This is a genomic window from Cupriavidus phytohabitans (assembly GCF_017815025.1).
In the GTDB taxonomy this organism is placed as follows: domain Bacteria; phylum Pseudomonadota; class Gammaproteobacteria; order Burkholderiales; family Burkholderiaceae; genus Cupriavidus.
The window spans coordinates 157380-183879 of record NZ_JAGIQB010000008.1 but is presented as its reverse complement, the minus strand read 5'-3'; the positions used below and the strand labels follow the sequence as shown (position 1 = coordinate 183879).

Genomic DNA, 26500 nt, shown 5'->3' with positions numbered 1-26500 from the left:
ATTCGTCTCATCCTGTGAAATCAATGCGTGCTGAGCACGCCGTGGCCTTCGGCTACGGCAGGTTGTTCAGACCATCCCTAGCGCGGCGGGGGCCAATACAGGGAAAAACCAGACGTGATGTCTGGAGCGGCAGGACCCGGGCAGGCCCTGCCGCCGCACAGCCGCACAGCCGTGAAAAGCGCAGCGCAGGCGGCACAACCGTCATGCTAACGAGCGCGGCGCGCGCGGTCTTGTCGGCCTGGTAGGGTTTTGTATCGGGACTGTACTGACCCTCAGCCAGCCGCCGTCTTGCCGGGGCCGCCGAGCAGCGCCTTGAGCGCGCCGAGCCGGTCCTTGGGGCTCATCGCCGGGGTTTCGTCCATGGGCGCAGGCGCTTCTTCCAGCTTCATCTCGCCGATAAAGCGCGACGGCTGGCACGAGTAGGTCTCGCGCGCACGCTTGCGCTTCTTGCACCAGCTGATCTGCAGGCTGCGCTGCGCGCGCGTGATGCCGACATACATCAGCCGGCGCTCTTCCTCGATCTTCTCGTCGGTCATGTCGTCGTCTTCGCGGCAGTGGGGCAGGATGCCCTCTTCCACGCCGACCAGGAACACGTGCGGATATTCCAGCCCCTTGGACGCGTGCAGCGTGGACAGCCGCACCGCGTCCGGGTCTTCCTCGCGCCCTTCGAGCATGCTCATCAGCGCCACGGTCTGCGTCAGCTCGAGCAAATTCTTGCCTTCGCTGCCGAAACCGTCGGCGTTGTCATAGCCGGTGGCTTCCTCGCCCTCGGCCGCTTCCGGCTTGGTGCCCTTGCGCTTGAGCCATTCAAGGAACTCCAGCGTGTTGGTCCAGCGAGACTGCGCCTGGCGCTCGTCGAAGCTGTCATACAGGTAGGCCTCGTAGTGGATGCCGGCCATCAGGTCGTCAAGCACTTCGGTAGCCGGGTCCTTGGCCGCGCGGTCGGCCAGCCGCACCATCGATTCGCAAAACACGCGCAGCGGCTCCAGCTGGCGCGGCTGCAGCTTGCCCTCGATGCCGCCCATCATCGCCGCTTCGAACAGCGACACCTTGGCCTGCCCGGCGAAGGTGCCCAGCACCTCGAGCGTGGTGTTGCCCACGCCGCGGCGCGGCGTGGTGATCGCGCGGATGAAGGCGGGATCGTCGTCGGGATTGGCGATCAGGCGCAGGTAGGCGCAGATGTCCTTGATCTCGGCCTTGTCGAAGAAGCTCTGGCCGCCCGACAGCACATAGGGGATGCGCTCGCGCCGCAGGATCTGCTCGAACAGCCGCGCCTGGTGGTTGCCACGGTACAGGATGGCGTAGTCGCGGAACTGCGCGCGGCGCTCGAACTTGTGCGCCGACAGGCGGAACACCACCGACTCGGCCTCGTGCTCCTCGTCGTTCATCGGATGGATGGCGATGGGATCGCCCATGCCATGCTCGCTCCACAGCTTCTTGTCGAACAGCTTGGGATTGTTGGCGATGACCGCGTTGGCCGCTTCCAGGATGCGCACGGTGGAGCGGTAGTTCTGCTCCAGCTTGATCACCTTGAGGTCGGGGAAGTCGGTCTGCAGCCCGCGCAGGTTGTCGAGCGTGGCGCCGCGCCAGCCGTAGATGGCCTGGTCGTCGTCCCCCACCGCGGTAAAGGCCGGCGCGCGCAGGTGCGAGCCGCCCGCCAGGAGCTTGAGCAGCTGGTACTGGCAGGCGTTGGTGTCCTGGTATTCGTCGACCAGGAAGTAGCGCAGCCGGTTCTGCCACTTCAGCTGTACCGCTTCGTTGCGCGCGAACAGTTCTGCCGGCAGGCGGATCAGGTCGTCGAAATCCACCGCCTGGTAGGCGTTCAGCGTGGCGACGTAGTTGCGGTAGACCAGCGCGGCCTGGTGTTCGTCGGCATTGGCGGCCTGCGCGATCGCGGCCTCGGGATCGACCATGCCGTTCTTCCACAGCGAGATCGTGCTCTGCACGCCGCGGATCAGCTTCTTGTCAGTAGTGCCGAGCTGCTCCTGGATCAGGCCGAAGCAGTCATCCGAATCCATGATCGAGAACTGCGGTTTCAGGCCGACGTGCTCCGCCTCCATGCGCAGGATCTGCACGCCGAGCGAGTGGAAGGTACAGACCGTCAGCTGCTTGAGCGGGATGCGCTTGCCCTCGCGCGTGGTCTTGCCTTCCATCAGCTTGCCGATGCGCTCCTGCATCTCCTTGGCCGCCTTGTTGGTGAAGGTGACCGCGGCAATATGGCGCGGCTCGAAGCCCTTGTCCTCGATCAGGTGCGCGATCTTCTGCGTGATCACGCGGGTCTTGCCGGAACCCGCCCCGGCCAGCACCAGGCAGGGTCCGTCCAGATAGCGGACGGCTTCGGATTGGGCGGAATTCAGGCCGTGGCTCATGCGAAGGGCGGTCGGGAGATGGGGCGGATGAATGGGGCGAATAAATGGGGCGAATGCGAGGCGCGCGCCAGGGGCAGCAAACGCGCCCGGCGGCAAAGCTGTTGATGTTAACACGCTGGCCGCGCCTGGTCAGTCAGCGCCTGCCGCATCGTCGGCCCTCCTTGTGTCACTGGCGTAACACTTCGTAAAGGCCGGAGCCGATGAACGTGCACCAGGTTCTAACAGTCATGTCCAGGCGTGTCTCGGACATGCAATATTCATCACTCGGAGCCAACAATGAATATCCTGCAGACATTGACCAAGGTGACCCTGATCGGCGCGACGGTCGCGGCATTCGCTGGTTGCGCGGATATGACCCCGAAGCAGCGCAATACCGCCATCGGCGCGGGCGCGGGTGCCGTGGGCGGTGCCATCCTGACCGAGGGCAGCGCACTGGGTACGCTGGGTGGCGCGGCCGTGGGCGGCGTGATCGGTAACGTCGTGACCGACGACAAGAATAAATAACGCTACGTTCCGCCCCCTGGCGGCGGGGCGCAGGAACGGGTACAGCCGCCGGGCGGCCGTCCGGCCTGGTTTGACAAAGGCCGGGGCCTCCCGTACATTGCGCGCATCCGACCGGGAGAGCGCGCAGAACTGCGCCGCCGAAGGGGTATCACCCGAAAACTCTCAGGCACCACGGACCGTTCGGATCGGCATGCAACATGCACACGATGCATGCCGCACTCTGGAGAGCGGCACCCGCCATTCGTGGCGAGCGTGCCCACCGAAGGGGCGCGCGAGGTTGGGTCCACTGGATCCGCTTCGTAATCTCTCAGGTATCGAGGACAGAGGGGTCATCCGCCGCAGCGGATTGCTTGCCATATTGGCGTAGCGATCGCCGCGGCGGATGGCCCTTTTTTGTTTTCGCAACCCGACATTGCCCCCGAGGATTCCATGACGCTCCAGGCCACGCCCCTCAACGCCATCCACCGCGCCCTCGGCGCCCGCATGGTCGATTTCGGCGGCTGGGACATGCCGGTCAACTACGGCTCCCAGATCGAAGAGCACAACGCCGTGCGCACCGACGCCGGCATGTTCGACGTGTCGCACATGTGCGTGGTCGATCTCAGCGGCCCCAATACCCGCGCCTTCCTGCGCGGCCTGCTGGCCAACAACGTCGACAAGCTGCAGACGCCGGGCAAGGCGCTGTACTCGTGCATGCTCGACGAGAAAGGCGGCGTGATCGACGACCTGATCGTCTACTTCTTTGCCGAGGACCGTTTCCGCCTGGTGGTCAACGCCGGCACCGCGGTCGGCGATATCGACTGGATCCGCGCCCGCAACGATGCCACCGGCAGCGGCGTGACCATTACCCCGCGCCGTGAAGATGTCGCGCCGGCCGGCGCACAGCCGCTGGCAATCGTGGCGGTGCAGGGGCCCAACGCCCGCGCCAAGGTGTGGAGCACCTTCCCCTCGACCCAACCTTCCGATGCGCTCAAGCCGTTCAACGCTGTGGTGGTGCAGGACCCCGCACTCGGCGAGGTCATGGTCGCGCGCACCGGCTACACCGGCGAGGACGGTTTCGAGCTGGTCGTGCCGGCCGCCAGCGTCGCCGGCCTGTGGGAAAAGCTGAACGCCGCGGGTGTGCGCCCGGCTGGCCTGGGTGCGCGCGACACGCTGCGCCTGGAAGCCGGCATGAACCTGTACGGCCAGGACATGGACATCAATACCTCGCCGCTGGACGCTGGCCTGGCCTGGACCGTCGACCTGCAGAGCGAGCGCGACTTCACCGGCAAGGCGGCGCTGGCCGCCAACGGACAACAGCGGCAGTTCCTCGGCCTGATCCTGCGCGAGAAAGGCGGCGTGCTGCGCGCCCACCAGAAGGTCATCACGCCCGCCGGTGACGGCGAAATCACCAGCGGCACCTTCAGCCCCTCGCTGTCGCAATCGATTGCGTTCGCGCGCCTGCCGCGGGGCGTGAACGTCGGCGACACCGTGCAGGTGGAGATCCGCGACCGCAAACTCAACGCGACTGTGGTTAAACTGCCGTTTGTGCGTAATGGCAAGGCACTCGTGAGCTGAGGGAAACACCCGCTCACCCAACGGTCGCCCTCGCCTGCCGGCAGCGTTGCCGGGCAGGCATCACCCAACAAGAAACAGATCTGAATCCGGAGAACCTTCATGAATTTCCCCGCCGACCTCAAATACACCGAGTCGCATGAGTGGGTGCGCGTCGAAGCCGACGGCACGCTCACCATTGGCATCACCGACCACGCACAGGACGCGCTGGGCGACATCGTCTTCCTGGAACTGCCCGAAGTGGGCAAGTCGGTCGGTGCCGGCGACGCGCTGGCAGTGGTCGAATCGGTGAAGGCTGCTTCCGACATCTACGCCCCGGTGGCCGGCGAAGTGATCGCCGTCAATGAAGCCGCCACGGCCGCGCCGGAAAGCGTCAACGCCGACGCCTTCGACGCCTGGCTGTTCAAGCTCAAGCCCGCCAACAGCGACGACGTCAACGGCCTGATGTCAGCCGACGCGTACAAGGCCAGCGTCGGCGCCTGAAGTCCGTCATTCCCGCGAAGGCGGGAATGACAAGCAAATTGCAGCGCCGCGGCACGGCTGACCACCTGCCGCAGCGCTCCCCACGAGGTTCTTGCCCATGAACGCCCCGCTTCCCATGACTGCCGCCCAAGGTAACCGGCCCACGCTGGCCGAACTGGAGGCGCGCGACGCCTTCGCCGCCCGCCATATCGGCCCCGATACCCCCGAACAGCAGCACATGCTTCAGGTGCTCGGCTATGACAGCCGCGCCGCGCTGATCGACGCCGTGATCCCCGCCGCCATCCGCCGCCGCGACGGCATGCCGATGGGCGAGTTCACCGAGCCGCTGAGCGAGGAAGCCGCGCTTGCCAGGCTGCGCAGCCTGGCAAGCAAGAACCGCGTGCTCAAGAGCTTTATCGGCCAGGGCTACTACAACACCGTCACGCCCGCGGTCGTGCTGCGCAATATCTTCGAGAACCCGGCCTGGTACACGGCGTACACGCCCTACCAGCCGGAAATCTCGCAAGGCCGCCTGGAAGCGATGCTGAACTTCCAGCAGATGGTCACCGACCTGACCGGGCTGGATATCGCCAATGCGTCGATGCTCGACGAAGGCACCGCCGCCGCCGAAGCGATGACGCTGCTGCAGCGCGTGAACAAGCACGACTCGAACACCTTCTTCGTCGCCGACGACGTGCTGCCGCAGACGCTGGAAGTGGTACGCACGCGCGCGCTGCCGCTGGGCATCGAAGTCAAGGTCGGCCCTGCCGCCGACGCCGCTGCCGCGGGCGCCTTCGGCGTGCTGCTGCAGTACCCGGGCGTCAACGGCGACGTCAATGACTACCGCGCCATCGCCGACGCCGTGCATGCCGCCGGTGGCCTGGTGGTGGCTGCCGCCGACCTGCTGGCGCTGACGCTGATCGCCGCGCCGGGCGAATGGGGTGCCGACGTGGCCGTGGGCAACTCGCAGCGCTTCGGCGTGCCGCTGGGCTTCGGTGGCCCGCACGCCGGCTACATGGCGGTGAAGGATGCGTTCAAGCGCTCGATGCCGGGCCGCCTGGTGGGCGTGACTGTCGACGCGCAGGGCAACAAGGCATATCGCCTGGCGCTGCAGACGCGCGAGCAGCATATCCGCCGCGAAAAGGCCACCTCGAACATCTGTACCGCGCAGGTGCTGCTGGCGGTGATGGCGTCGATGTACGCCGTGTACCACGGCCCGCAAGGCCTGAAGCGCATCGCGCAGCGCGTGCATCGCCTGGCCGCGACGCTGGCCGCCGGGCTGGAGCAGCTCGGCTTCGCCCGCACCAACGCCACCTTCTTCGACACGCTGACGCTGGAAACCGGCTTCAACACCGAAGCCATCCACGCCGCCGCCACCGCGCGCGGCATCAACCTGCGCCATGCCGGCGCCACGCGCGTCGGCATCTCGCTGGACGAGACCGCCACCCGCGCCGACGTGGTCGCGCTGTGGGAAATCTTCACGCAAGGCAAGCCGCTGCCGGCGGGCCTCGATTTCGACAAGCTCGAAGCCGCCACCGATGACGCGTTCCCGGCCGCACTGGCACGCACCAGCGAATACCTGACGCACCCGGTCTTCAATACGCACCACGCCGAGCACGAGATGCTGCGCTACCTGCGCATGCTCGCCGACAAGGACCTGGCGCTGGACCGCACCATGATCCCGCTGGGCTCGTGCACGATGAAGCTGAACGCGACCAGCGAGATGATCCCGGTGACCTGGCCCGAGTTCAGCCAGATCCACCCGTTCGCGCCGCTGGACCAGACCGTGGGCTACCGCGAGATGATCGACCAGCTCGAGGCCATGCTGTGCGCCGCCACCGGCTACGCCGCGGTCAGCCTGCAGCCCAACGCCGGCTCGCAAGGCGAGTATGCCGGCCTGCTGATCATTCATGCGTATCACGCCAGCCGCGGCGAAAGCCATCGCGACATCTGCCTGATCCCGTCGTCGGCGCACGGCACCAACCCGGCGTCGGCGCAAATGGCCGGCATGAAGGTGGTGGTGGTTGCCTGCGATGAGAACGGCAACGTCGACCTGGAAGACCTGGCGAAGAAGGCCGAGCAGCACAGCAAGAACCTGGCTGCGATCATGATCACCTACCCGTCCACGCACGGCGTGTTCGAGCAGGGCGTGCAGCAGATCTGCGAGATCGTGCACCAGCACGGCGGCCAGGTCTACGTGGACGGCGCCAACATGAACGCGATGGTCGGCACCGCCGCGCCGGGGCAGTTCGGCGGCGACGTGTCGCACCTTAACCTGCACAAGACCTTCTGCATCCCGCACGGCGGCGGCGGCCCGGGCGTGGGTCCGGTCGCGGTCGGCGCGCACCTGGCGGACTTCCTGCCCAACCAGGACAGCGTCGGCTATCGCCGCGACGACCGCGGCATCGGCGGCGTGTCGGCGGCACCGTTCGGCTCGGCCAGCATCCTGCCGATCTCGTGGATGTATATCGCGATGATGGGTTCGGCCGGCCTGACCGCCGCCACCGAGAACGCCATCCTGGCCGCCAACTACGTGGCCAAGCGCCTGGCGCCGTACTACCCGGTGCTGTACACCGGCCAGCACGACCTGGTCGCGCACGAGTGCATCCTGGACGTGCGCCCGCTGCAGAAGGAAACCGGCATCAGCAACGAAGACGTGGCCAAGCGCCTGATGGACTACGGGTTCCACGCCCCGACCATGAGCTTCCCGGTACCGGGCACGCTGATGATCGAGCCGACCGAGAGCGAGGCGCTGCACGAGCTGGACCGCTTTATCGACGCGATGATCGCGATCCGCCAGGAAATCGGCCGCGTCGCCGACGGTACTTTCGACCGCGAGGACAACCCGCTCAAGCACGCGCCCCACACCGCCGCGGTGGTGACCGCCAACGAGTGGACCCACAAGTACACGCGCGAGGAAGCCGCTTATCCGGTGGCATCGCTGCGCACGCAGAAGTACTGGCCGCCGGTTGGCCGTGCCGATAACGTGTACGGCGACCGCAACCTGTTCTGCAGCTGCGTGCCGGTCAGCGACTACGTGGTCGACTGACGCACGCCCAGGCCGGTGCCGCCGCGTCCGCGGCGGGCCGGCCGTCGCACTATTCTCAAGATGACGGACCCGCCGGCGGCGGTGTCCGCTGCAGTACTTCGACCGCCTAAAAAGAGCCTCTGCAGGGCCACACCCATTGCTGGAGACATTCCGTGGCAGTCAGCGTCTTCGATCTGTTCAAGGTGGGCATCGGCCCGTCGAGCTCGCATACCGTGGGCCCGATGCGCGCGGCCCTGATGTTCGCGCAGGGGCTGGAGCGCGACGGCCTGCTGCCGCAGGTGGCCAGTGTGCGGGTCGAGCTGTACGGCTCGCTCGGCGCCACCGGCAAGGGCCACGGCACCGACAAGGGCGTCATCCTCGGCCTGATGGGCGAATCGCCCGACACCATCGATCCCGATTCCATCGACACTAGGCTCGCCGCGTTGCGCAAGACGCGCGTGCTGTCGCTGCTGGGACGCCATATCGTGCCCTTCGTCGAGAAGGAGCACATCGCGTTCTACCGCCGCGAGGCACTGGCCGAGCATCCCAACGGCATGAAGTTCCATGCCTTCGACAGCAGCGGGGCGAGCCTGCGCGAAGCGCGCTACCTGTCGGTGGGCGGAGGCTTCGTGGTCACGGCGGGTGCGCCCAATACCCAGGTGCTGAACGCCGCGCAGCAGTTGCCCCATCCGTTCCGCAGCGGCAAGGACATGCTGGACATGGCGCAGGCCAGCGGCAAGAGCATTGCGCGGCTGATGCTGGAAAACGAACTGACCTGGCGCAGCGAGCAGGAAGTCAACGACGGGCTGCTGCATATCTGGGACGTGATGCAGGCCTGCGTCGCGCGCGGCTGCCGCACCGATGGCGAGCTGCCGGGGCCGTTCAAGGTGAAGCGGCGCGCGCCCGAGCTGTACCGCAGCCTGACCGAGCGCGCCGAGCGCACCTTGTCGGATCCGCTGTCGGTGATGGACTGGGTCAACCTGTACGCCATCGCCGTCAATGAAGAGAATGCGGCGGGCGGCCGCGTGGTGACCGCGCCGACCAATGGCGCCGCCGGCATCATCCCCGCCGTGCTGCACTACTACGACCGCTTCGTGCCGGGCGCGAACAAGCAGGGCGTGGTGGACTTCCTGCTGACCGCGGGCGCGATCGGGCTGCTGTACAAGCTCAACGCATCGATCTCCGGCGCTGAGGTCGGCTGCCAGGGCGAGGTCGGCGTGGCCTGTTCGATGGCCGCCGGCGCGCTTGCCGCGGTGCTCGGCGGCAGCCCGGCGCAGGTGGAGAACGCGGCCGAGATCGGCATGGAGCACAACCTCGGCCTGACCTGCGACCCGGTCGGCGGGCTGGTGCAAATCCCGTGCATCGAGCGCAATGCGATGGCGTCGGTCAAGGCGGTCAACGCGGCACGCATGGCGCTGCGCGGCGACGGCACGCACTACGTATCGCTCGATTCGGTGATCAAGACCATGCGCGAGACCGGCGCCGACATGAAGACGAAGTACAAGGAAACGGCGCGCGGCGGGCTGGCGGTGAATATCGTGGAGTGCTGACCTCCCATAAACAAGTGAGAGGTGCCAGAGGACGCCTGTTGCGCACCCAATGCGCATCCATTGCGGCGTATCATGGCGGCGTTCCCCGACTGCAGAACAAGAGGGCCCGCCATGCAGACCTTCCACCAGCTCTTTGACGATACCTCGTCCACCTTCACCTACCTGCTGATCGATGCGGAAACGAAGGAGGCGCTGCTGATCGACCCGGTCGACCACCAGTTCGAACGCGACCTGGCGCTGGTAAAGGATACCGGCGCACACCTGGCCTGGGTCATCGAGACCCACGCCCACGCCGACCACATCACCTCCGCCGGCCATCTCGCCATGCAGACCGGCGCGCACACCGCGGCGCCATCGGGCTGCGATATCAAGCCGGCACAGAAGCAACTGATCGACGGCGACACTGTCGCATTCGGCAAGCAGGTGCTGCGCGCGATCCATACGCCCGGCCATACCGCCGGCAGCATGAGCTACCTGTGGGAAGAGCCCACATCCGATGGCATCGTGCGCCGCGTCTTCACGGGCGACGCACTGCTGATCGACGGCTGCGGCCGCACCGATTTCCAGTCGGGCGACGCCGGCACGCTGTACGACAGCCTGACCCGCAAGCTCTTTGCGCTGCCCGACGATACCCGGGTCTACCCCGCGCACGACTACAAGGGCCAGACCTCGTCGACCATCGGCCATGAGCGCGCGCACAACAGCCGCGTATCCGGCCGCACGCGCGAGGAGTTCATTGACATGATGCGCAACCTGAACCTGCCCCGGCCCAGGCTGATCGATATTGCGGTGCCGGCCAACCAGCGCCTGGGCCTGCGCGACGGCGAGAGCGTGCCGCACGGCGCCTGAAGCATTCCCAACATTAGGAGTCTGCGCATGTCCGTATATACCGCCGAGGTCCTGTGGCAACGCGACGGGCAGGATTTCACCGGCAACCGCTACAGCCGCAGGCATGTCCTGCGCTTCGATGGCGGCGCGGAAGTCCCGGGTTCGTCGTCGCCTGATGTGGTGCCGTTGCCGATGTCGGATGCCAGCGCGGTCGACCCGGAAGAGATGTTCATCGCCTCGCTGTCGAGCTGCCACATGCTGTGGTTCCTGTCGCTGGCGGCGAAGCAGCGCTTTGTCGTCGACCGCTATGTCGATGCCGCCACCGGCGTGATGGAAAAGAACCGCGAGGGCCGGATGGCGATGACGGTGGTGACCTTGCGCCCCCATGTCACCTTCTCCGGCGAGCGCGAACCGACCCGCGACGAGCTGGAGCGCCTGCATCATGCCGCGCACGATGCCTGCTTTATCGCCAATTCGGTCCGGACCGAAGTGCGGTGCGAACCGGTGGTCGCCGGCGCCTAGCCCGCCTGCCATGCGGGCAACCGCGCTGCCTGCGGCACGGTCCGCGTCGGCGCGGCGGCGGCTGCGCTGGCTGCTGGCTTGCGTGGTCCTGCTTGGGTCCGTCCTGATGCTGCAGGATCGCTTCCTCTACTTTCCCGACAAGGCCTCGGTGGACGACATGGTCTCGCCCGGACTGCGCGCATGGCCGGGCCCGGATGATTTTCGCGGCCTGCTGGCCGAGCCGCACGGCCCCGCCCGCGGGACCGCCATGGTCTTCCACGGCAATGCCGGGCACGCCGGCCATCGCGGCTACTACGCCAGCGTGCTGACGCGGCTGGGTATCCGCGTGATACTGGCCGAATATCCCGGCTATGGCCCGCGCGACGGCGCGCTTGGCGAGCGCAGCTTCGTCGACGATGCCGGCCAGGCGATTGCGCTCGCCCGGCACCAGTTTGGCGGCCCCCTGCTGCTGGTCGGCGAATCGCTCGGCGCCGGTGTTGCCGCGGCCGCCGCAACGCGCCAGCGCGAGCATGTCGATGCCTTGCTGCTGATCACGCCGTGGGACAAGCTTGCCCACGTTGCCGCCCACCACTATGCATGGCTACCAACCGGATGGCTGCTGCGCGACCGTTACGACAGCGTGGCCAACCTGGCCGCCTTTGGCCGCCCGGTCATGGTGGTTGTGGCCGAACGCGACAACATCGTGCCGCCCCGGTTCGGCAAGGCGCTCTATGAAGCGCTGGACGAACCCCGCCGCCTGGCGGTCATCGACCATGCCGGGCACAACGACTGGACCGGGTACGTCGACGAGGCATGGTGGCGCAACGCGCTCGCGTTCCTGCTGTCGCCGCCCGCATCCCGCTGATCCGCGCGTGCTGCCGGGCACCTGCGGGCACGCCTTGGTACCCGCCACGCCCGGCGCTTTGAAAGGATGCATTGACTTAGCCTCGCTGGCTGCAATACTGGCCTTCACACACACGGCCGCTACCGCACACGGCGGCGGCTGCCAACGGCGGGGGATCGATCATGAAACGAAGGCAGAACCGCACGCTGTTCCGCGGCCTGGGCATGCTGGCGGCAGCGCTGGCGCTGGCCCCGGCCCCGGTGCTGGCGCAAGGCAAGCCCGTGGCCTATCCGGCCAAGGGCCAGAGCCAGCAGCAGCAGGCCAGTGACGACGGCGCCTGCTACAGCTGGGCCAAGCAGCAGTCCGGTGTCGACCCCGCGCAGGCTGCCGCGGCACCGCCACCGGCGCAAGCGCAAAGCGGGCAGCGCGTGCGCGGTGCCGCCGGCGGCGCGGCTGCCGGAGCAGTCGTTGGGGCAATCGCGGGCGATGCCGGCAAAGGCGCGGCGGTTGGCGCTGCAACGGGTACGGTGGCAGGCGGCGTGGCACACCGGCAGTCACGGCGCCAGGCCAACGCCGCCAACCAGCAGGCGCAGGCCAACACCAATCAGGCGATGGGGTCGTATTACCAGGCCTGGTCCGCGTGCATGCAAGGGCGCGGCTATAGCGTGAAGTGAGCCGCGTGCATTGAGTGACGTGCAGTGGCGGCGGGTAGCGGCGGGTAGCGGGCGGCGTTACACCGCCCAGCGCTCGCACGCCTTGCGCACGGTCTCGCGCTGGCTGCGCGCGTCGGCATCGGTCTGGCGCAGCCATTCGGCATCGCCGTCGCGGCGCTCGGCCAGCGCGCGGATATTGGCCAGTGCCGACAGCGAACCGAGCGCCTCGGCATGCGGCACCAGCGCATCGCAAATCGACAGGATATGGTCGGCGATCGGCATCCGGGTCAGCTCGTTGGGATGCACGTATTCACCGTCCAGCCCGAAGCGGCACGCCTGGAAGCGGTTGAAGGTGTACACCAGGTAATCGTCTTCCTGCGGCATGAACGGGCGCGACAGCAGCAGGTAGCGCGCCAGCATCTGGATATAGGCGGCGATATCGCAGGCGCGCTGCACCGTCAGCGGCGTGTCCATCACGCGGACCTCGATGGTGCCGAATTCCGGCTTCGGCCGGATATCCCAGTAGAAGTCCTTCATGCTCTCGATCACGCCGGTATTGCGCATTTTCTCGAAGTACGCGGTGAAGGCATCCCAGGTCAGCAGGAAGGGCGCGCGCCCGCTCATCGGGAAGGCCGCGACCGAATTCAGGCGCGCCGAGGCAAAGCCGGTATCGACACCCTGCACGTACGGCGACGACGCCGCCAGCGCAACGAAGTGCGGCACGTAGCGGCCGATGGCGTGCAGCAGGAACAGCGACTCGTCCGCGCTCGGGCAGCCGATATGCACGTGCTGGCCGAACACGGTGAACTGCTTGGCCAGGTAGCCATAGAGCTCGGAGATGTACTGGTAGCGCGGCGAATCCGAGATGGTGCGGTCGGCCCATTGCATGAACGGATGCGTGCCGCCGCCGGAAATACCCAGGTTGAGCGAGCGCGAGGCCGCCACCATCAGGTCGCGCATGGTGGTCAGCTCGTCCAGCGCCTGCTGGTAGCTGTGGCAGATGCCCGTGCTGATCTCGATCATCGACGGGCTGATCTCCGGCTTGATGTCGCCGGCGTGCTCGGCGCCCTTGAGCGCGCGCAGCAGGTCGGGCGCGAACGGCGCCAGGTCGTAGTCGTGGCGGTTGACCAGCTGCAACTCCAGCTCCACGCCGAAGGTCAGCGCCTCGGATTGCTTGAACGATTCGAGCGACATCAGCGCCCTCCTCCGTTGGCCCGGGATTCGCCGGCGAAGCGCAGCGCCCACGCTGCCATCACCGGGCCGAGCAGTTGTTCGATCGCCAGCGCGCACAGGATGATGGCGGCCAGCGGCTGTCCGGTCCCGGGGTAGATGCGCGCGACGTCACTCATCAGCAGGTAGGCCAGCCCCGACATCGGCGCCAGCGCCACCCCCAGGGCCATGCACTGGCGCATGCTCAGGCCCGAAAACGATCCCAGCGACACCACGCCGGCAAGCTTGGCGAGGTGGCGCAGCAGCACCAGCACGACGGCATATGCGCCACCCACGACCCAGTCATGCGCGGTCAGCGGCAGGCCCAGCGACACCACCATCACAATGATCAGCAGGCTGCCGGCGCTGCCGAAGTGCGGCGGCCAGACATGCGGCTGGCTGTCCTGGTGCTTGAACACCACGCCGGCCAGCAGCAATGTCAGCGGCATCGACAATTTTAGTACCCGGGTCAGCGCCAGCGTGAACAGCACCAGGCCCACCAGCACCAGGAAGCTGTAGTGGTCATCGGCCGACATGCGCTCATAGATCACATGGCCGACCTTCCCCACCACCCATGCCAGCAGGCACGAACCCACCAGCAGGTAGAGCGGGTGCAGCAGCGCGGCGCCCAGGTTGCCATATTCGGAATGCAGCCAGCCGGTGGTCAGCTGCACGATCGCGGCGGCATAGATGCTGTTCAGCGCTGCCATCGCCATCAGCCGCTCGGTGACCTGGCCTTCGGCGCGCAGTTCGTTCTTGAGCTGCAGCACGATGGTGGGCGAGGTGCTGACGGCAATGCCGCCGGCCAGGATCGCCACGCCGGGCGAGGCGCCGATCCATTGCAGCACCGCCGCGACCAGGCCCCAGGTCAGCAGGCTCTCGAAGGCGCTGGTCAGCAGCAGCCAGCGGTTGGCGCGCAGCCAGGTCAGCGACAGCCGGTGCCCGAGTTCGAACAGGGCCAGTGCCAGCGCCATATCGATCAGGATACGGGTCTGGTTGATCATGTTCTCGTCGACGATGCCGCGCCCGAGCATGCCGGCGAACAGCCCCACGACGGCGTAGCCCACGATGCGCGGGCAGCGCAGCCAGCGGCGGCTGACTTCCCCCGCGAGGCCCGCGCCTACCAGCGCGAGTCCGACCCAGAACAAGCCGCCTGGGGCGAGGGGGAGTGTTGGAAATAGTTGGCTCAGTCCGTTCATGGTCGACATGGTAATGTAAGCACATGACAATCCATGTCAGTGATTGTCCGACACCGCACCAAACGAGCGACTAACTTCGGTCAACTTCATGTAAAAAACGCCATCTCGCGGATGGCGTTTTTTACATTTTTGCGAGGACCCCGGCGCGGCCGGGTGTCCGTGCGGCGTTTCAGACGCCCCAGACTTTCCAGCGCGGGCGGGTTGACTTCAGCGCCGTCTCCACCTGCGCGTACAAAGTGCGCGTAGCGCCCTGCGCGGCACCGCGGGCGCGGGCCTTGTCGAAGTAGGCCAGCGCCGTCTCGCGCTGCTGCAGCCCGAGCGCCGACTCGACCACGCGCAGGCATACCTCGGCATCCCAGTCATCGCGCACGGCAAAGGCCGCGACGAAGTCTGCCATGGCCGCGTCGTGGCGCCGCGCGGCGTTGTGGACCAGTCCGCGCTGCACCCGTGGCCCGGCCTGGTCCTCGGGATCGCCTTTGGTCAGGGCGACCGCCTGCTCGAACATCGGCAGCGCGCGCTCCGTGTCGCCCAGTTCACGCCACAGCAGGCCGAAGCGGTTGTACAGCCAGGCATCCTCGACCAGCAGCGCGCGGCGCTGCTGGGTCTCGATCTCGGCGAGCGCGTCGGCACGGTCATGCTCGTCCATGCGCGCCATCTGCGCCTGCAGCAGCGCGGCAAAGTGCGCGCGCGCATGCGCCATGGGGTGCGCGGCCTCGCTGCGGGCCTCCACCGGCAGCGCATCCAGGCGCGCGTCCATGTGCGCCATCGCGGCGCGCGCGGCCTCGGCCGGTTCAGCGCCGCCCATGGACTTCCACGCCGCGATCAGGCGGCTGAAGGCCCAGGTGACATCGGCCGGGTTGCGCTCGAGCGGATAGCGGTTCAGCACTTCGCCGGCCAGCTCGACCACCTTGCCGTGCTGGCCCGCGCCGGCATGGCAGTCGAGCAGGTCGATCCAGTGGTCGATGAACTCGCTGGCGGCCATGCCGTGGCGATGCAGCGCGATGCGCTCTTCCAGGTGCGCGGCATCCGCGGGCAGGCTGCGCGCCAGCAGGCGGCACAGCAAGGAGTACACGTGCGGATCGGCATTGCCGCCGTGCCCGGCGGCATCGCCCTGGCCCGTGGCGAAGTACTGGTCGTAGCAGGCTACACCGTGGCGGCAGGCGGCCACTAGCGCGGGGCGCAGCGCCGCCTCGGCGGCGGGGACTTCGTCGATGAACTCGCCCAGCGCCATTGCGGCGCGGTAGTAGGCGGCGCCGTCGTCGGACTTGTCGGTGATGGCGAAGCGCAGCCAGGGCTCACGTTCGGCATCCTGCACGCCGGCCTTGGCCAGCTGATGGCGCCAGGCCAGTTCGCGTACCTGTGCCTGCGGGTCGGGCACCTGGCGCAGGTAGACCGCAAGATCGTCGAGCGCTCCCTGCATGTCGCCCACGCCCCAGCGCAGCGGCGCGCGCAGCCGGCGCGCCTCGGGATGGTCGGGATGGTCGGCCAGCACGCGGGCGGCCTGGTCCGCTGCGAGCGCGTCGCCGGCATCGGCGTCGAGTTGCAGCAGGTGCGGGTTGTCCAGCGCCACGCGCCCCAGGCAGATACGCGTCAGCGGCTCCACCGGCACGCCGGCCGCCTCGGCACGGGCAATGTAGTCGCGCACCAGCGGTGTGATGTCTTCGGCGCCCAGGTCGGGATTCCGGAACATCAGATCGTGCCAGTAGCGTGCCGCGGCCGCCATGTCGTTCATGCGCAGCGCGGCCAGGCCGGCGTGGAAATGCGCCGGCCATTCGCCCGACAGCAGTCCGCCGCGCTGCGCGGCCTCGTGCAGCCACGGGCGCGCCTCGGCGTCGCGGCCCAGGCTCATCAGCATGGCGCCGTAGCGGTGCGCGATCACGCCGCGCGAGGCCCAGCGGTGCGGCGGCTGCAGCGGCAGGCTGTCCAGGCGCGCAAGCGCCTCGTCCAGCACTGCGAGCGCCGCGGCGGCATCGCCCTTGTCGAAGTGCAGCCGCGCGCGCAGCGTGACGAAATCGACCACCTCTGGCCGAGCCTGCGCAAGCTGGTCGGCGATCTGCAGGGCTTCGGCAAAGCGGCCCTGGTTGGCAAGCTCGATGGCGTGGTCGTAGCTGACTTCCGGCACGGACACGTACTGCTCCTTCTGCATTTTGGTAAGCGAGTGCGGGATTATGCGCCATGAGAGCGATCCGCATCCGGACAACCATCGGCACGGCCGCCGCTTTCTTGACTTTTGCCCAATGCAAAACGCCACCCGAGGGTGGCGTCCTGCCTAGGCGGGCAACGATTGCTTACTTGCCGCCGACCGTCTCCAATACGGTCCACTTGCCGCCTACCACCTTGTAGACGGTGATGCCGCCGTCCTTCAGGTCGCCGCGGGCGTCATAGGCCAGCGTCTTGGTGGTCACGCCCTGCATACTGGTCGCGGCCAGCACCGGCAGGTAGCGCGCCGGATCGGCCGAACCGGCCTTGACCATCGCACTCATCATCGCGGTGGCGCCGTCATACGAGTATGGCGAGTAGGTCTGCACCTTGGAGCCGAAGCGCTTCTCGTACTTCTTCTCGTAGGCGGAGCCGCCCGGCATCTGGTCCAGCGGCAGGCCGGCCAGCGACACCACGGTTCCTTCGGCGGCAGGGCCGGCCAGCTTCAGGAAGTTGTCGGTCTTGGACATTTCGCCCGAGACCAGCGGCGCCTTGATCCCCAGTTCCTTGACCTGCTTGGCCATCGGCGCGGACTGGGTCTCGGCGCCGCCGTAGAAGATGATGTCCGGGTTGCTGCGCTTGATGTTAGTCAGCACGGCCTTGAAGTCCACCGCCTTGTCGTTGGTGAACTCGCGGCGCACGACCTTGCCGCCGGCGGCCTTGGCGGCCTTCTCGAACTCGTCGGCCAGGCCCTGGCCGTAGGCGGTGCGGTCATCGACGATGGCGATGTTCTTCGCGCCCAGCTTCTTCACCACGTAGGCGCCGATCACCGAACCCTGCTGGGTGTCGGAGGTCATCATGCGGAAGGTGGTCTTGAAACCCTGCTTGGTGTATTCCGGCGCGGTCGCCATGGCGATCTGCGGAATGCCGGCGCGGTTGTAGACCATCGACGCCGGGATGGTGGTGCCCGAGTTGAAGTGGCCGAGCATGCCCTGGATGCCGTTGTCGACCAGCTTCTGCGCGACCACCGAGCCGGTCTTGGGGTCGGCCTGGTCGTCTTCGGAGACCAGCACGAACTTGACTTCCTTGCCGCCGATCTTCGGCTTGGTGGCGTTCATGTCCTCGATCGCGAGGACGATGCCGTTCTGCATGTCCTTGCCGTACTGGGCCTGGCCGCCGGTCATCGGGCCGGCATAGCCCAGCTTGATTTCCTGCGCTTGCGCGAAGGCTGCGGAGGCGGCGGTCAGGCCGGCCAGGGTCAGGGCAACGGTCATTGCCGTCTTGTGGAAAGTCGAGCTCATCAGATCTCCTTGGGTCCCAATTGGTGCCACTCTGGTGCCGCGGTGGTGCCGGTATGGCGCCCTGAGCGGCGTATTTTTCGAGGCGCGGCCTGGCAATGCCGCGCCCTCCTTGGTATGCGCGCCGGGGCAGGATCGCCGCCACCGGTGCGCGCTTCGACAAGACGCGCGTCCGAGAATGCCTCAGCCGATCGTCATCAAACTTGCGTTGCCGCCCGCGGCCGCGGTGTTGACCGACAGCGAGCGCTCGATCAGCAGGCGGTCGAGCGCGACGTTCGGTTCGCCCTGCGCCAGGCCCTGCACGCCGATGATCGGTCCCGGGCGCGCCGCCACCTGCTCGCACACCGTGCGCAGCTGGTCGGAGTCGCCGTGGTGCAGCACCGCATCGATGGCGATGTCCGCGGCGGTCCAGTCAGCCACCATGCGGACGCGCGATTGTACGCCCTTGGGCAGGCGCGCAAACAGCCCCCGCGCAACAGGGTTCTCCGGCCATACGGCACGCGCGCCGACGGTCAGCACGGCGCCCAGCTGCAGCGCCAGGTCGGCTTCCTGCGCGGCCAGGCACAGCACGTGAGCGCGCGGCAGCAGCGTGTAGGTGTTGCGCTCGCCGGTGGGGCCGGCCAGCGTCACCGCCAGGCCCGACGGCGATGTCTCGGCAAAGCGCGCGCAGGCGTCGGCGACCGCGGGCAGCTCGGTGGCGGCCCAGTTGCGGAAGGCTTCGGCGGCATGCGCTGCTTCATCGTCCGGGCCAACCTTCTCGGCGTGGTTCGTCACGTCGGCGGCGCGCACGCTGCGTGCCACCGCGTCCTGCGGACACACCGACAGCAGCCGGTGCAGATAGAGCGGGCCGCCCGCCTTGGGACCGGTGCCCGACAGCGCCTCGCCACCGAACGGCTGCACGCCCACCACCGCGCCGACGATGTTGCGGTTCACGTACAGGTTGCCCACATGGGCGCGGCTGACGATAAACGAGATGGTCTCGTCGATGCGGGTATGAATGCCCAGCGTCAGGCCGTAGTTGGTGCCGTTGATCTGGCTGACCATGGTGTCGAGCGCGGCGCGCGGGAAGCGCACCACGTGCAGCACCGGGCCGAACACCTCGCGCTTCAGTTCCTCGATGCTGTCCAGCTCGATCAGCGTCGGCGGCACGAAGGTGCCGTGGCGGCAGCTGGCGCCCTGCGCGGCGTCGGGATCGGCCTGGTGGACGCGGCGGCCCTTGGCACGCATGGCGTCGATATGGCGCACGATGTTGGCGCGCGCCTCTTCGTCGATCACCGGCCCGACATCGGTCGACAGGCGGTCCGGGTTGGCCATGGTCAGTTCCTGCATCGCGCCCTTGAGCATCTCCAGCACGCGGTCAGCCACGTCCTCCTGCAGGCACAGCACGCGCAGCGCCGAGCAGCGCTGGCCGGCCGAGTCGAAGGCGGAGTTGACCACGTCGCCGACGACCTGCTCGGCCAGCGCCGAAGAGTCGACGATCATCGCGTTCTGGCCCCCGGTCTCGGCGATCAGCGGGATCGGGCGGCCGGCGGCGTCCAGGCGCCCGGCGACATTGCGTTGCAGGATGCGCGCTACCTCGGTCGAGCCGGTGAACATCACGCCCTTGACGCGCGCATCGCCCACCAGCGCCGCGCCGACGGTTTCGCCGCGGCCCGGCAGCAGCTGCACCGCGCCGGCCGGCACGCCGGCCTCGCGCAGCAGCTTCACCGCGGCGGCGGCGATCAGCGGCGTCTGCTCGGCGGGCTTGGCCAGTACCGGGTTGCCGGCGGCCAGCGCCGCGGCGACCTGGCCGGTGAAGATCGCCAGCGGGAAGTTCCACGGGCTGATGCACACCACCGGGCCCAGCGGGCGATGAGTCTCGTTGTCGAAGCCGCGGCGGATCTCGGCGGCGTAGTAGCGCAGGAAGTCCACGGCCTCGCGCACTTCGGCGATGGCATTGGAGAAGGTCTTGCCGGCCTCGCGCATGATGATGCCCATCAGCGACTGCATCTGGGCTTCCATCAGGTCGGCGGCGCGCTCCAGCGCGGCGGCGCGCACGTCCGGCGGCGTCGCCTGCCAGATCGGCGCGGCGTTCACCGCGGCCTGCAGCGCGGCGTCGACGTCGGCCTGGCTGGCTTCGGTGACCTGGCCGACCACGTCGCGGTGGTCGGCGGGGTTCAGCACGGGCGTGGTGATGGCGTCGGCTGCGCGCGGCAAATCGGCGACCAGCGCGGCCCCCAGCATCGGCTCGGCGACCTGGCGCTCGCTGGTGCCCGCCAGCAAGGCCGACGACAGCGAAGCCAGGCGGTGTTCGTTGGCCAGGTCGATGCCGGCGGAATTGGGACGGCTCTTGCCGTACAGCGTGCGCGGCGACGGGATGCGCGGATGCGGCAGGCCCAGCGTGCCTTCGTCGCGGTGCATGGCTTCGACCACGGCGACCGGGTCGGCCACCAGTTCGTCCAGCGAGATGGTGTCGTCGGCGATGCGGTTCACGAACGAGGTGTTGGCGCCGTTCTCCAGCAGGCGGCGCACCAGGTAGGCCAGCAGCGTTTCATGCGTGCCGACCGGCGCGTAGATGCGGCACGGACGGTTGAACTTGCCGTCGGCGGTCGGGCCCACCACCTGGTCGTACAGCGGCTCGCCCATGCCGTGCAGGCACTGGAACTCGTACTGGCCGGGGTAGTAGCTGTGGCCGGCGATCTGGTAGATCGCGGACAGCGTATGCGCGTTGTGCGTCGCGAACTGTGGATAAATCGCGTCGGGCACCGACAGCAGCTTGCGCGCGCAGGCCACGTACGACACATCGGTGTAGACCTTGCGCGTGTAGACCGGATAGCCCTCCAGGCCTTCCACCTGGCCGCGCTTGATCTCGCTGTCCCAGTAGGCGCCCTTGACCAGGCGGATCATCAGGCGGTGGCGGCTGCGGCGGGCGAGGTCGATCAGGTAGTCGATCACGAAGGGGCAGCGCTTCTGGTAGCCCTGCACCACGAAGCCGATGCCGTTCCAGCCGGCCAGCTCGGGCTCGAAGCAAAGGCGCTCCAGCAGGTCGAGCGAGATTTCCAGCCGGTCGGCTTCCTCGGCGTCGATATTGATACCGATGTCGTACTGGCGCGCCAGCAGCGTCAGCGACTTCAGGCGCTCGTACAGCTCGCCGATCACGCGCTCGTGCTGGGCGCGGCTGTAGCGCGGATGCAGCGCCGACAGCTTGATCGAGATGCCCGGGCCTTCATAGATGCCGCGGCCGCGCGAGGCCTGGCCGATCGCGTGGATGGCCTGCTCGTACGACGCCAGGTAGCGCGCGGCATCGTCCTCGGTCATGGCCGCTTCGCCAAGCATGTCGTAGGAGTAGCGGAAGCCCTGCGCCTCGTACTTGCGCGCGTTGGCGAGCGCCTCGGAAATGGTCTCGCCGGTGACGAACTGCTCGCCCATCAGGCGCATCGCCATGTCCACGCCCTTGCGGATCAGCGGCTCGCCGCCCTTGCCGATGATGCGCGTGAGCGCCTTGGTCAGGCCCGACTCGGTATGGGTGGCGACCAGCTTGCCGGTCAGCAGCAGGCCCCAGGTGGCGGCGTTGACGAACAGCGACGGGCTCTGGCCCAGGTGCGACTGCCAGTTGGCACCGCTGATCTTGTCGCGGATCAGCGCGTCGCGCGTGGCCTTGTCGGGGATGCGCAGCAGCGCCTCGGCCAGGCACATCAGCGCCACGCCTTCCTGCGACGACAGCGAGAATTCCTGGATCAGGCCCTGCACCAGGCCTTCGCGGCCGGTGCCCACCTTCTGCTCACGCAGCCGCGTGGCCAGCGTCTTGGCCATCTTGATGGCGGCCTCGGCCTGCTGCTGCGGCAGGCGCGCCTGTTCCAGCAGCACCGGCACGCAATCAGTTTCAGGGCGGCGGTAGGCGGAGGTGATGGCGGCACGCAGCACCGACTGCGGCTGGATGCTCTGCGCGAATTCCAGGAACGGCTGCGGCGCGCCATCGGCCGTGACCAGGTCGGAAGCGTCGGCACCATCGGGGTCGGCCGAACCGGCTGCGCTGGTCTCATGCGGCAGGTGCCCGCGCTCGACCTGTTCCAGGTAGGTGAAGATGGCCTGCTTGATCAGCCAGTGCGGCGTGCGGTCGATGGATTGGGCGACACGCTTGAGGCGATCGCGCGAGGCGTCGTCGAGCTTGACGCCGAGAGTGGTGGTGGCCATGCGGGCAGTTCTCCGAAAACTGGGGCGCAGCCGGTAAATACCCCGCCGATGCCACAAGGCAACGGACGCACGACCGGCTGGAGCCTGTGAGCTGGCGCGATCTTACTCCCGAAAAAGCAAAAGGTGCAACTTAGTGCAACCCTATCGTTAACCCTGACAAGCGGGTTGCACCTGCGCAGCCAGCCGCTGCCGGCTCAGATCCGGAGCGGATCGATTTCCAGCTGCCAGCGCACCCCTTTCACCTCCGTCCCTACCTCTGCGAAAGTCTGTACCCACTCAGCCATAAACCGTTGCAGCGCCGGCCTTGAAGTCGCCTCGACCAGCATCTGGGCGCGCTCGCGGTTGGCGATGCGCACCATCGACATCGGCACCGGGTCATGCAGTTGCACCTCGGCTGCCAGCTGGCAGGAATCGGCATGCCGCCGCGCTGCCTGCAGGAACTGCAGGGCCCGCTCCAGCTCGCCGTGCTCTGCCGTCACCAGCACCTGGAAGCAGAACGGGGGCAACCCGGCCTGGCGCCGCTCGCGCAACTGGCTGGCCGCGAATCCATCATAGTCATGGCGCGTCAGGGCCTGCAATGCCGGGGTATCCGGGTAGCGGGTCTGGATCAGCACCTCGCCCGGCAGCCCGGCGCGGCCGGCGCGCCCCGCCACCTGCATCAGCGAGGCGAACAGGTGCTCGGCGGCGCGGAAATCGTGGCTGAACATGGCCGCGTCCGGGTGCACGATCCCGACCAGCGTCACGCGCTGGAAGTCATGGCCCTTCGCGACCATCTGGGTGCCCACCAGGATGTCGACTTCGCCGGCATGAACTTCGTCGAACATCGCCTGCGCGCTGCCCTTGCGCCGGGTGGAGTCGGCGTCGATGCGGGCGATACGGGCCTGCGGGAAGCGTGCCGCCAGCGCTTCCTCGATACGTTGGGTGCCGCGGCCGAGCGGCGCGATATCGACATTGCCGCAGTCCGGGCAGTGGTGCGGCACCGGGGCTTCCAGACCGCAGTGGTGGCAGCGCAGGCGCCGCTCGGGCCGGTGCAGCACCAGGTACGCCGAGCAGCGGGGGCAGCCGGACAGCCAGCCGCAGCTGTCGCAGGCAATCACCGGCGCGTAGCCGCGGCGGTTCAGGAACAGCAGGCTCTGCTCGCCGCGCGCCAGCCGGGTGTCGATGGCTTCCAGCAGCGGCACCGACAGCCCTTCGAACAATGGGCGCTGGCGTTGCCGCTCATGGTTCAGGTCGACCAGCCGCACGGTGGGCAGCGCGGCATCGGCCTGGGCCCGCTCGCGCAGCACCAGCTTGCGGTACGTGCCCTGCCCTGCCCGCCACCAGGTTTCCATCGACGGCGTGGCCGAACCCAGCACGACCGCGATGCCACGCTGCTTGGCGCGCCACACCGCCAGGTCGCGCGCCGAATAGCGCAGTCCTTCCTGCTGTTTGTAGGAGGTATCGTGCTCCTCATCGACCACGATAAGTGCCAGCGCAGGCAGCGACGCCATCACCGCCATGCGCGTGCCGAGCACGATGCGGGCTTCGCCGCGGTGCGCGGCCAGCCACTGAAGGCTGCGCTCCTGGTCCGCCAGCCCGCTGTGCAGCACAGCCAGCGGCAGGTGCGGGAAGCGCGCGGCGATGCGCGTCTGCAACTGTGGCGTCAGGTTGATTTCGGGGACCAGCATCAGCACCTGGGAATGCGGGTCGCGCTCCAGCACGGCCTGCATGGCGTGCAGGTAGACCTCGGTCTTGCCGCTGCCGGTGACCCCGTGCAGCAGGAACGGCGCGAAACCCTGCGCTTCGGCGATCGCCTGCACCGCGGCGCGCTGCTCCTCGTGCAAAGCGGGGGCCGCGGACGGCGCTTGCATCGGCGCCGTCCGCAGCAGCGGCCGGGCGGTGCGATCGGCCTCGACCCAGCCGGCAGCCTGCCATTCGGCCAGTCGAGCCGGTGCCGCTGCGCACAGCGCGCGCGCATCGGCCAGCGCCAGTGGCTTGCCGACGGCCGCGCATTCGGCGAGCGCCTGCGCCAGCGCTCGCACGCTCCGCGCGCGCGCTGGCACGGCGGCCAGCAAGTTATCCACATGTGCGGCCAACAGGCGGTATTCGTCGGTGCGGGCACGCTGTGCCAGGCCCGGCCAGCTGTCGGCTTCACGCAACGCCGGGGGCAGCGCCGGCAGCATGACTTCGCCGAGGCGGCGGTGGTAGTAGCCTGCGGCAAACGCCGCCAGCGCGATCCAGTCGGGCGCGAGCGGCGGCATCCAGTCCAGGCGCTGGACCACCGGGCGCAGCCGGCCGTTGGGTACATCGGAAGTGGCGGCGCGCTCTACGGCCACGCCGACAAGGCTGCGGCGGCCAAACGGCACCACCACCAGGTCGCCGGGCGCCACCTCGGGCATCGCCAGATAGTCGAAGCAGTCGTCGGCGGGTGTGTCCAGGGCCACACGGACGATCGGCGGCGCGATGGCCTGGTCGTCACTCAGTTTGGTGGCGGCGCTGCTATCGTCCGCCATCAGATCTGACTTGGTGCATGCCAATTGCGCAATCGCTGTGCATGGGGCGGCAGTACGGCGGGCGCGAGTGTTTTTGTGTGCGGCGCAACATCAACTTAAAGTAAAACTTCAAATATGGCCCTAAGTTGATGATAGATGACTGGTTTTCCACTAATTCCACCGCCCCTGTGGATAACTTTGTTGAAAAGTCGCGCTGGAGGGCTCGGAAGCCCGGCAAATCAAGGGATCCACTGGCATCAGCCCACGCTTTGCAAATCTTCCAAAGCCTTAAAAATCAAGACCTTGCAAACATCCCCCAGATAGGTTAAGGACTAACCCGCTCTTGCACTGCGGCAAACCTATCGGTGTGCATAAGTCAAGCCCCGAGGATCAACTCCGGGCACCTTTTTGGCGAATGGTGGCAAAAAAGTTAACTTGACAGGCGTAACCGGCGCGGCCCCCGCATCACCGGGTGCGTGCCGGCGCGTTTCGCTGCAGCGCGGGGCGCCGCCCGCCCGAGCGCTGCGGCGCATAACCCCCGGGTCACTTCTGCGCGGCGCGCAGCTTGCGGCTGTAGGCGTGCACTTCGTCGACCAGCACCGTGACATGCTCGGGCGGGGTGAACTGCGAGATGCCGTGGCCAAGGTTGAACACGTGCCCGTCGCTGCCACCGCCCGCCGCGAAGCTGTCCAGCACGCCGCGCACCTGCTCGCGGATCGCGGCCTCGGGCGCGAACAGCACGGTGGGGTCGATATTGCCCTGCAGGGCCACGCGCCCGCCGGTGCGGCGGCGCGCCTCGGCCAGGTTGACGGTCCAGTCCAGCCCGATTGCGTCGGCGCCGGTATCGGCCAGCGCCTCGAGCCACAGGCCGCCGCCCTTGGTAAAGACGATCGCCGGCACCTGCTCACCGGCGTGCTCGCGCTTCAGTCCGGCGAGCACGCGGCGCATATAGGCCAGCGAGAACGTCTGGTACATGCCGTCGGCAAGCGCGCCGCCCCAGGTGTCGAAGATCATCACCGCCTGCGCGCCCGCCTCGATCTGGGCGTTCAGGTAGGCCGACACTGCTTCGGCGTTGATTTCCAGGATGCGGTGCATCAGGTCTGGGCGGCCGTACATCATCGCCTTGACCGTACGGAAGTCGTCCGAGCCGCCGCCCTCGACCATGTAGCACGCCAGCGTCCACGGGCTGCCCGAGAAACCGATCAGCGGCACGCGCTGGCGACCGTCCTGCACCAGTGCCCGGCGGATCTCGCTGACGGCGTCGAACACGTACTGCAGCGAGGACATGTCGGGCACGGCCAGCTTCTGCACATCGGCTTCGGTACGCAGCGGACGCGCGAAGCGCGGGCCCTCACCCTGTGCGAACGACAGGCCCAGGCCCATCGCGTCGGGCACGGTCAGGATGTCGGAGAACAGGATGGCCGCATCCAGCGAATAGCGATCCAGTGGCTGCAGGGTCACCTCGGTGGCGTAGGCCGGGTTCTTGGCCAGCCCGAGGAAGCTGCCGGCGCGCGCGCGCGTCGCGTTGTACTCGGGCAGGTAGCGGCCTGCCTGGCGCATCAGCCACAGCGGCGTGTATTCGGTGGGCTGCCGGCGCAGCGCGCGCAGGAAGGTATCGTTCTGCAGTGCGGTCATGGTCATCCTCGTAAGACCGCCATTCTAAGGGATGGGCGGCGCGCGCCGGCGCTTCAGGATGCGCTCCCGATGCGCGTCCGATG

The 26500-nt window shown here is 67.8% G+C and carries 17 protein-coding genes and 2 riboswitches; of the genes, 9 read left to right on the top strand and 8 right to left on the bottom strand.

The window, feature by feature from the left end; genetic code table 11:
• Window positions 1-272: 272 nt before the first annotated feature.
• On the bottom strand, window positions 273-2369 hold the full coding sequence (locus tag J8I34_RS08025; protein ID WP_209805772.1) for a UvrD-helicase domain-containing protein: 2097 nt from the start codon (window positions 2367-2369) through the stop codon (window positions 273-275).
• 276 nt (window positions 2370-2645) lie between these two features.
• On the opposite strand from J8I34_RS08025, the gene J8I34_RS08020 reads away from it, so the two are divergent.
• The 9 genes from J8I34_RS08020 (at window position 2646) to J8I34_RS07980 (ending at window position 12314) form a co-directional block, all read left to right on the top strand.
• Window positions 2646-2873 carry a YMGG-like glycine zipper-containing protein gene (locus J8I34_RS08020; protein WP_209773733.1) on the top strand — a complete coding sequence of 76 codons (228 nt, stop codon included), beginning with the start codon at window positions 2646-2648 and terminating at the stop codon, window positions 2871-2873.
• Between the two features lie 102 nt (window positions 2874-2975).
• Window positions 2976-3062: riboswitch (glycine riboswitch) on the top strand.
• A gap of 21 nt (window positions 3063-3083) precedes the next feature.
• Window positions 3084-3207: riboswitch (glycine riboswitch) on the top strand.
• A gap of 95 nt (window positions 3208-3302) precedes the next feature.
• On the top strand, window positions 3303-4430 hold the full coding sequence (gcvT, locus tag J8I34_RS08015) for a glycine cleavage system aminomethyltransferase GcvT (RefSeq protein WP_209773736.1): 1128 nt from the start codon (window positions 3303-3305) through the stop codon (window positions 4428-4430).
• A 99-nt stretch (window positions 4431-4529) separates the two neighbouring features.
• Entirely contained in the window at window positions 4530-4910 is a 381-nt protein-coding gene (gene gcvH, locus J8I34_RS08010; protein WP_029046545.1) for a glycine cleavage system protein GcvH, read from the top strand.
• A gap of 97 nt (window positions 4911-5007) precedes the next feature.
• Entirely contained in the window at window positions 5008-7938 is a 2931-nt protein-coding gene (gene gcvP / locus J8I34_RS08005; protein ID WP_029046544.1) for an aminomethyl-transferring glycine dehydrogenase, read from the top strand.
• Window positions 7939-8090: 152 nt separating this feature from the next.
• Window positions 8091-9467, top strand: coding sequence for an L-serine ammonia-lyase (locus J8I34_RS08000; protein WP_209805771.1), 1377 nt, complete (start codon window positions 8091-8093; stop codon window positions 9465-9467).
• A 111-nt stretch (window positions 9468-9578) separates the two neighbouring features.
• Window positions 9579-10316 carry an MBL fold metallo-hydrolase gene (locus tag J8I34_RS07995; RefSeq protein ID WP_029046542.1) on the top strand — a complete coding sequence of 246 codons (738 nt, stop codon included), beginning with the start codon at window positions 9579-9581 and terminating at the stop codon, window positions 10314-10316.
• 27 nt (window positions 10317-10343) lie between these two features.
• Window positions 10344-10817 carry an OsmC family protein gene (locus J8I34_RS07990; RefSeq protein ID WP_209805770.1) on the top strand — a complete coding sequence of 158 codons (474 nt, stop codon included), beginning with the start codon at window positions 10344-10346 and terminating at the stop codon, window positions 10815-10817.
• A gap of 10 nt (window positions 10818-10827) precedes the next feature.
• Entirely contained in the window at window positions 10828-11661 is an 834-nt protein-coding gene (locus J8I34_RS07985; protein WP_156914346.1) for an alpha/beta hydrolase, read from the top strand.
• Between the two features lie 161 nt (window positions 11662-11822).
• On the top strand, window positions 11823-12314 hold the full coding sequence (locus J8I34_RS07980) for a glycine zipper family protein (protein WP_029046539.1): 492 nt from the start codon (window positions 11823-11825) through the stop codon (window positions 12312-12314).
• Between the two features lie 57 nt (window positions 12315-12371).
• Here the strand turns inward: J8I34_RS07980 and J8I34_RS07975 are convergent, their stop codons facing one another.
• The 7 genes from J8I34_RS07975 to hemE form a co-directional block, all read right to left on the bottom strand.
• Entirely contained in the window at window positions 12372-13487 is a 1116-nt protein-coding gene (locus J8I34_RS07975) for a YbdK family carboxylate-amine ligase (RefSeq protein WP_029046538.1), read from the bottom strand.
• On the bottom strand, window positions 13487-14710 hold the full coding sequence (locus tag J8I34_RS07970; protein ID WP_029046537.1) for a cation:proton antiporter: 1224 nt from the start codon (window positions 14708-14710) through the stop codon (window positions 13487-13489). Before J8I34_RS07970 ends, J8I34_RS07975 begins: the two co-directional genes overlap by 1 nt.
• 160 nt (window positions 14711-14870) lie before the next feature.
• A complete protein-coding gene (locus J8I34_RS07965; protein WP_209805769.1) occupies window positions 14871-16829 on the bottom strand; it encodes a tetratricopeptide repeat protein in 1959 nt (652 codons plus the stop codon).
• Between the two features lie 160 nt (window positions 16830-16989).
• Entirely contained in the window at window positions 16990-18141 is a 1152-nt protein-coding gene (locus tag J8I34_RS07960; protein ID WP_029046535.1) for a branched-chain amino acid ABC transporter substrate-binding protein, read from the bottom strand.
• Window positions 18142-18321: 180 nt separating this feature from the next.
• Complete coding sequence (gene putA / locus J8I34_RS07955; protein ID WP_209805768.1) at window positions 18322-22311, bottom strand: trifunctional transcriptional regulator/proline dehydrogenase/L-glutamate gamma-semialdehyde dehydrogenase; 3990 nt, start codon at window positions 22309-22311, stop codon at window positions 18322-18324.
• Between the two features lie 194 nt (window positions 22312-22505).
• Window positions 22506-24803 carry a primosomal protein N' gene (locus tag J8I34_RS07950; RefSeq protein WP_209773752.1) on the bottom strand — a complete coding sequence of 766 codons (2298 nt, stop codon included), beginning with the start codon at window positions 24801-24803 and terminating at the stop codon, window positions 22506-22508.
• Window positions 24804-25325: 522 nt separating this feature from the next.
• Window positions 25326-26417, bottom strand: a complete 1092-nt coding sequence (hemE, locus tag J8I34_RS07945; RefSeq protein WP_064737438.1) for a uroporphyrinogen decarboxylase — start codon at window positions 26415-26417, stop codon at window positions 25326-25328.
• Window positions 26418-26500 lie beyond the last annotated feature (83 nt).